8 protein-coding genes are annotated in these 7,522 nt (G+C 64.0%); 4 read left to right on the forward strand and 4 right to left on the reverse strand.

From position 1 onward, the window contains the following. Positions 1-168: 168 nt before the first annotated feature. From metJ to gcvT, 3 genes are all read right to left on the reverse strand, one after another. Entirely contained in the window at positions 169-822 is a 654-nt protein-coding gene (metJ, locus tag AC1DT2_RS12255; RefSeq protein WP_213950075.1) for a met regulon transcriptional regulator MetJ, read from the reverse strand. Positions 823-1,254: 432 nt separating this feature from the next. Then, positions 1,255-1,656: a glycine cleavage system protein GcvH gene (gene gcvH / locus AC1DT2_RS12260; RefSeq protein ID WP_477296507.1), complete on the reverse strand. Its 402-nt coding sequence runs from the start codon at positions 1,654-1,656 to the stop codon at positions 1,255-1,257. Positions 1,657-1,736: 80 nt separating this feature from the next. After that, positions 1,737-2,846 (reverse strand): glycine cleavage system aminomethyltransferase GcvT, encoded by a 1,110-nt coding sequence (gene gcvT, locus AC1DT2_RS12265; RefSeq protein WP_477296509.1) that lies wholly within the window; start codon positions 2,844-2,846, stop codon positions 1,737-1,739. Between the two features lie 108 nt (positions 2,847-2,954). Here gcvT and AC1DT2_RS12270 point away from each other — a divergent pair, with 108 nt between their 5' ends. The 4 genes from AC1DT2_RS12270 to AC1DT2_RS12285 are packed head-to-tail and all read left to right on the forward strand — an operon-like array spanning position 2,955 to position 6,445. Continuing rightward, positions 2,955-4,097, forward strand: coding sequence for an ABC transporter permease (locus AC1DT2_RS12270; protein ID WP_477296512.1), 1,143 nt, complete (start codon positions 2,955-2,957; stop codon positions 4,095-4,097). Continuing rightward, a complete protein-coding gene (locus tag AC1DT2_RS12275; RefSeq protein ID WP_477296518.1) occupies positions 4,091-4,900 on the forward strand; it encodes an ABC transporter ATP-binding protein in 810 nt (269 codons plus the stop codon). The genes AC1DT2_RS12270 and AC1DT2_RS12275 overlap by 7 nt, the downstream gene beginning before the upstream one ends. A 4-nt stretch (positions 4,901-4,904) precedes the next feature. Beyond that, complete coding sequence (locus AC1DT2_RS12280) at positions 4,905-5,843, forward strand: MlaD family protein (protein ID WP_063572670.1); 939 nt, start codon at positions 4,905-4,907, stop codon at positions 5,841-5,843. Next, positions 5,840-6,445, forward strand: coding sequence for an ABC-type transport auxiliary lipoprotein family protein (locus AC1DT2_RS12285; protein ID WP_477296514.1), 606 nt, complete (start codon positions 5,840-5,842; stop codon positions 6,443-6,445). The genes AC1DT2_RS12280 and AC1DT2_RS12285 overlap by 4 nt, the downstream gene beginning before the upstream one ends. A gap of 112 nt (positions 6,446-6,557) precedes the next feature. Here the strand turns inward: AC1DT2_RS12285 and AC1DT2_RS12290 are convergent. Then, positions 6,558-7,522, reverse strand: a 965-nt coding sequence (locus AC1DT2_RS12290) for an amidase family protein (RefSeq protein ID WP_477296516.1), incomplete at its 5' end; no start/stop codon positions are given.

The raw sequence follows: 7,522 nt of genomic DNA on the forward strand, positions 1-7,522 counted from the left end.
CGTGAATCCAGCGCGGCGGTCTAGGAGGTTTTCCGGGGGCAAGAAACCGCACCCCTATAAATGAATAACCCCGGCAGGGCCGGGGTCAAGGTTTCGAAGTGTCTCCCCGCGCTGGGCACCGCGGGGAGATAATTCGTAACGAGCTTTCTTATTGGAAGGTGAAGCTTATTACTTGGCGGCCTTGGCGACCTTAGCGACCTTGGCGGCCCGCGGTGCCTTAGCCGGCTTCGCAGCCTTGGTCGCGCGAACGACCTTGGCGGCGGCAACCTTCTTCGAAGCAGCCTTACGCGGTGCGGCGGCCTTGCGCGGTGCTGCCTTGCGCGCCGTCTTCTTTACGGAAGCCTTCTTGACGGCCTTCTTGACCGCCTTCTTGGCGGCTACCTTCTTGACGGCAGCCTTGCGGGCGACCTTCTTGACTGCAGCCTTCTTGGCCGGCGACTTGCGGGTCGCAGCCTTCTTGACCGCGACCTTACGGGTCGAGGCCTTCTTTGCCGGCGACTTGCGCGCGGCGGTCTTCTTCACGGTGGATTTCTTCGACGCCTTTTTGGCGGCGGACTTCTTGGCAGTGGCTTTCTTGGCAGTGGCCATGGTTCGTCTCAGCTCCTCATCAGTTGGCAGTGGTTGCCCAGTAAAAGCATGAAGGAACGCTTCAACCAGCAAATCGCTGTTCGTTGCGTGCCTTAAATTGTTCACCTGGCGGCGAGTACGTTCATCGGAAAGCAGTCGAAGCACGTGAAGCGGAATGGACACAGTGATCTTGCGAACCGCTCCCGCTTTGTTGCCGTGCTCGACGTACGGCCTGATGAATTTTCCTAATTCCATATCGGGTTCCCCGTCAATTGGTGCAAAAGCTATTCCTGAACATATCCGCTGTCAATAAACTTTGGCTATGAATTGAAGACCTTGCGGGTAYGCATCCCCACCGACGATGACCGATCGAGGGCAGTCACATGAGGTTATCCGTTACGTCCGGAATGAAATGGACTCACAAAATAAAAAGCACTCACGCAATGAAATGGTTCAGCAAATAGCTTAAATAAAGATGTTTTTTCGTTCGTCGTCGCGAACAGTGAACCGACAACACGCGACGGCCGACGAGAAAAGAGGCGCCGTCCGACACGGCCTGTCGGGGGCGATTTCGCGGATGAACGGAGCGCTACTGACGGTGAAAAAAAATTTCGCCGAAGGGCCGTTCCGGACAAAAAAATGCCGGTCGAGGACGACCGGCATGCGAATCGAACGTGCCGAACCGGATCAGTGGTCGTCGTTCTCGGCGATCTCGGCGTACTCATCGGCCGTCAACAAACCGTCGAGTTCGGACTTGTCGTCAAGCTTCATCTTGAAGATCCAGCCGTCACCGAACGCGTCTTCGTTGATCGTTTCCGGCTTGTCGCTGAGGACGGTATTGATCTCGGTGATTTCACCCGAGACAGGTGCGTAGATATCCGACGCAGCCTTGACCGACTCGACGACGGCAACGCCGTTGCCAGCCTGGACGCTCGAACCGACTTCCGGCAGTTCAACGTAGACCAGATCACCCAACGCGCCCTGCGCATGGTCGGAGATGCCGACGGTGACCGTGCCGTCCTGTTCGACGCGTACCCATTCGTGGGTCTTCTGGAATTTCAGGTCGCCGGGGATTTCTTTATCGCTCATGGGGCTGCTCCTCGATGTCACGGGACGGGGTGCGGGTGATGGACGGTCAATTGTACCGATACATATATATATGTGTGAGGTCAGCCGTCGATGATGCCGGGCATCGGCTGGCCGTCGCGGACGAAGGGGAACTTCACCACGCGCACCGGCACTTCACGACCGCGGATATCGACGCGAACGTCGCCGTGGTCACCGGCGGGCAGGCGCGCGAAGGCGACCGACTTGCCGAGGGTGGGCGCGAATCCGCCGGAAAGGATTTCGCCTTCGCCGTTGGCGGCGAGAACTTTCTGCCCGTGACGGAGAACGCCCTTCTCGTCCATGACCAGCCCGACCATCACGCGCGGTACACCGTCGGCCTTCTGCTTCTCGAGCGCTTCGCGGCCGATGAAGTCGCGACCCTCGTCCAGCGAGATGGTCCAGGCGAGCGAGGCCTCCCAGGGGGTGACGGTCTCRTCCATGTCCTGGCCGTAAAGATTCATGCCGGCTTCCAGGCGGAGCGTGTCGCGCGCACCCAGACCGGCCGGGGCGACGCCGGCGTCGCGCAGGAGATTCCACAGCTCGACGACGCGCGTGTTCGGCACGACCACTTCGAAGCCGTCTTCGCCCGTGTAGCCGGTGCGAGCCAGGAACAGCGGCATGCCATTCGGGCCTTCACATTCGATAGCGGCAAACTTGCCGAGCTTGCGGGCCTTCTCGCGGATGTCCTCCGGCAGCAGGCCGATCAGTTTCTCGCGGGCGTTAGGCCCCTGCACGGCGACCATGCCGAATTCCGGACGCTCGCGCACGGTGATGCCGAAGGCGGCCGCCTGCTTTTCGATCCAGGCCAGATCCTTCGCGCGGGTCGCGGCGTTGACCACCAGGCGGAAGAAGTCCTCGCGAAGGAAGTAGACGATGAGGTCGTCGATCACCCCGCCGGTCTCGTCGAGCATGCAGGTGTAGAGCGCCTTGCCCGACTTGGTGAGCTTATCGACGTTGTTGGCGACCAGCTTGCGGAGGAACTCGCGGGTGCGCTCGCCGGTGAGGTCGACCACGGTCATGTGCGAGACGTCGAACATGCCGGCGTCCTTGCGCACCGAGTGGTGCTCTTCGATCTGCGAGCCGTAGGCGATGGGCATGTCCCAGCCGCCGAAGTCGACCATGCGGGCACCGAGTTCACGGTGGGAGGCGTTGAGTTCGGTCTTGTCGGTCATCGTCGTACCTTGCAGGGGAATGTCGGCGGGAACAGCCTCGCATTATCGGGTCGCGAGGCCGGTCAGGCCAAGCGCAAACGCAGCATCGGCATCTGCTAGCCTTCGCCCATGACGACCCCATCCCTGCCCGGCTCGGCCATCCTCTCGCGCGATGCGGGCGGTGCGCGCCTTGCGCTGAGCGGGGACTGGACACTCCTTCATTACATGGAGTTGCAGGCCCGGGCCAACGAACTGGCTGGCACGGTGGGCAATGACGTGAAAGTGGACCTTCATGCCGTGGGGGCCATGGACACCTCCGGTGCCTTCGTCATCGCCGAGTTGCTCGGCAGCCAGCGCACCCAGGCCTTATCGCAGGACGAGTCGCTGCCGCCGGCGCGGCGCGCCCTGCTGAAAACCGTCGGCGACGCGATCGACACCTATTGCAAGGGTGTGAAGAAGCCGAGGGATGCCGGCTTCGTGGTCCTGCTCGAGCGCATCGGCAAGGCCATGGGCTCGTTCTGGAAACAGACGTTAAAGCTGCTGGCCTTCATCGGCATCACCCTGCAGGGTTTCGCCAGCACCGCGCTGCGACCGAAGCACTGGCGGGTGACCGCGGTGGTCGCCCAGATTGAACAGACCGGACTGGACGCGGTGCCGATCCTGGCCCTGCTCTCCTTCATGGTCGGTGCGGTGGTCGCGTTCCTCGGCTCGACGGCGCTGGCCAGTTACGGCGCCAGCATCTTTACCGTGGACCTGATCGGCTTCGCCTTCCTTCGCGAGTTCGGCGTGCTGCTCACCGCCATCCTGCTCGCCGGCCGCACTGCCAGCGCGTTCACCGCCCAGATCGGTTCGATGAAGGCGCGCGAGGAGATYGACGCGATCCGCACGCTCGGTCTCGATCCGGTCGAATTGCTCGTGCTGCCGCGCGTCCTCGCCCTGCTGGTTTCGCTACCCCTGCTTACCTTCATCGCCATGATCGCCGGCATCGTCGGCGGTGGCGTGGTCTGCCTCGCGGTGCTCAAGATGTCCCCGTCGATGTTCCTGTCGATGCTGCAGGAGGACATGTCCCTGACCCAGTTCCTGGTCGGCATGGCCAAGGCGCCCGTGTTCGCCTTCATGATCGGGGTGATCGGCTGCATGGAAGGCTTCAAGGTGTCCGGCAGCGCGCAGTCGGTGGGCGAACACACTACCTCGGCCGTGGTCCAGTCGATCTTCGTGGTGATCCTCCTCGATGCCCTCGCCGCACTCTTCTATATGGAGATGGGCTGGTGAACGCACAAACGGTAGCTGCTCCGGCCCGCGAAACGGTCATCGAAGTCCGCGGACTGATCAATCGGTTCGGCACGCAGACCGTCCACGAGAACCTGGACCTCGACGTCTATCGCGGCGAGATCATCGGCATCGTCGGTGGATCCGGCACCGGCAAGTCGGTGCTGCTGYGTACGATCATCGGTCTGGTGCGGCCGATCGCCGGCGAGGTACGTGTCTTCGGCGAAAATCTGTTGTCCCTTTCGGACGAACGCCGATCCCAGGTGGAGCGTCGCTTCGGCGTGCTGTTCCAGAGCGGCGCCCTGTTCTCGTCACTCACCGTGGCCGAAAACATAGCGCTGCCCCTGATCGAGCATGCCGGCCTGCCTCGTATGGATGCGACGCGCCTCGCGGGCGTGAAGCTGGCACTGGCCGGCCTGCCGGTAGATGCCGGCCGCAAGTACCCGTCGGAGCTTTCCGGCGGAATGATCAAGCGCGCCGCCCTCGCCCGTGCACTCGCACTGGATCCGGAGATCCTCTTCCTCGACGAACCGACCGCCGGCCTGGATCCGATCAGTGCCGCGGCGTTCGACAGCCTCATCGTTACCCTGCGYAATGCGCTGGGCCTTACCGTGTTCCTGGTGACGCACGACCTGGACACGCTCTACTCCACCTGTGACCGCGTGGCTGTCCTATCGCAGAAGCGCGTGCTGGCCGCCGCGCCGATCGACGAGGTCGCCCGCACCGACGATCCCTGGGTACAGGCTTATTTCAACGGACCGCGCGGTCGCGCGGCCACCTTCGCCGCCCATAAAGGCAAGGACTGACACCATGGAAACGCGCGCGCATCACATCCTGATCGGACTGTTCACCGTCCTCATCGTCATGGCCGGGCTCGGCTTCGGTGTCTGGCTGGCCAAGGCCCATTCGGACCAGGAGTGGAACTACTACGACATTGTTTTCAACGAGGCGGTGACCGGCCTGTCGAAGGGCGGCGCCGTCCAGTACAACGGCATCCGGCTGGGCGATGTCATGCAGCTGCGACTGGATCCGGAAGATCCGCGCCGCGTGCTCGCCCGCGTACGCGTGACCGGCGACACGCCATTGCGCAAGGATACCCACGCCAAGCTCGCCCTGACCGGTGTCACCGGGGTGGCGATCATCCAGCTATCGGGTGGTACGCCCGGCGCCCCGCTACTGGTCGGCCACGATGGCGAAGTGCCGGTGATCATCGCCGATCCCTCGCCACTCTCCCGACTGCTCGCCAACGGCGAGGACCTCATTACCAATATCAGCCAGGCCGCGGCGCGGGCCAACGACCTTCTATCTAAAGAGAACGTCCATCGGATCGAGCGCACGCTGGATCACCTGGACCAGACCACCGGCGTGATTGCCGACGAGCGTGAAGACATCCGTACGTTGATCAAGCAGCTCACCACGGCGACGACGCAAGCCAACGAGACGCTGGCCGAAAGCCAGAAGCTGGTGCACAACGCCAACGGCCTGATCGAAGGCCAGGGCAAGGCCACGCTGGAGAGCGCGCAGCACGCAATGGCGTCGCTCGAACATTCCATGGCCTCCGTAGACCGTCTGCTCAACGACAACAGCGACGCCATCAACGGCGGCGCAGCGAGCCTGGGCGAACTGGCTCCCGCCTTGCGCGAGCTGCGTGACACGCTGACCTCGCTGCGTTCGATCACCCGTCGCCTCGACGAGAATCCCAGCGGCTACCTGTTCGGCCGTGAGAAAGTTAAGGAGTTCACACCATGAACCGTGCCCGCCTCGCCGCCCCGCTGCTACTCGCGCTGCTGACGGCGTGCTCGATCCTGCCCAGGGCCGAAACGCCGAAGATCTACACCCTGCCTGCCGCACCAGGTGCACGGCCCGGTGCCGCGACGCCGGTGCCCTGGGCACTGCGCATCGCCGCGCCCAGCGCGCCACGTTCGCTGGATAACGTGCGCATCGCCGTCGTGCCGGACTCGAACCAGATCACCGTGTACGCCGGAGCGCGGTGGAGCGACACGACGACCAACCTGTTCCGCGATCGCCTGGCGGATGCGTTCCGTGACAGTGGCCGCATCGCCGCGCTGAGTACGGACGAGAGCAATCTCGGCGCGGACTTTGAACTGGGCGGCAGCCTCGCCGCGTTCCAAACGGAATACGCCGCGGGCAAGCCGGAGGTCGTGATCCGCTATGACGCCGTGCTTGCCGCTACGCGCAAGCACCAGATCGTCGGCAGCCGCCGCTTCGAAGTCCACGAACCGGTGGACGGCAAGGACGTACCGCAGGTGGTCGAGGCGTTCGGGCGAGCGATGGATAAGGTATCGCGTGAGGTGGTGGGGTGGACTCTCGAGGCTGGTAGCGCCCGGTAGGACCCACCGCCAAGTAGGACCCGCCACCAATGTGGGAGCCGCTTCAGCGGCGATGCCTCTGGTGCGGCAAGAGCATCGCCGCTGAAGCGGCTCCCACAGAAGATCTGCGTTCTTATGCAGGCTCGACGGGATACGCGGGCTCGGCATCCAGCGACGACGCACACACCGCGGCCAATTCCAGCAACCGCAGATCCGAGCCACGCGCGCCGACCAACTGCATMCCGATCGGCATGCCGTTGGCCAGCGTACCCATCGGAATGCTGACCGCCGGACACCCGGCGAGGCTGGCGAAACTGCACAGGTCCGCCTGCGACGCCGGCGCGGGGCCATCCAGCGGGAAAGCCCCCTGCGATGTCGTCGGGATCACCAGCACATCCACCTGGGCGAACAGGCGACGCATCTTCAGCGTCGCGTCGTCGAGCACCCGATCCGCGGCGACRTATTCGGCGGCCGACTTGCGCGCGGCGAAATCGACCATCTGCCGGAAACCCGGTGAGACCGGATACGCCTCATCCGCCAACTCATCCGCGAAGGTGTTGAGCATCTCCGCTTCCATCAGGAGAAGCCCTGCCCGACGCGTCCTGGCGAAGTCCCAGTCCGAGAAATCGACGGTACGACGTTCGCCCAGCTCACCGTTGAGCTTGCCCAGCGCCGCCTCGAAGACATCGATCACGTCACTGTCGACACCGACGGCGGCCAGGTCGGGCAGGAAACCGGAGCGCAGGTTGCCCGGCTCCCAGTCCGGCGGCGAGAACGCTACCCGGCGACGGCGCGAGCGGGCGTCGTCGGCGTCGTAACCGGCCAGCGTCTGCAGGAGCACCGTGAGGTCGTCCACGCCACGCGCGAGCAGGCCGACCGCATCCAGACGGCGAGCCGCCGGCACCAGGCCGCGGGCCGAAATCTCGCCATGCGTGGGTTTCAGGGCATACACGCCGCAATAGCTGGCCGGAATGCGGACCGACCCCAGCGTGTCGGAGCCTATCGCCGCGACCGCCATGCCGGAGGCAACGGCAGCGGCCGCGCCACCGGACGAACCGCCAGCGGTGTAACCGAGACGATGCGGATTGTGCGTCGCGC

The sequence above is a fragment of the Luteibacter sp. P4_E6 genome, assembly GCF_056401535.1.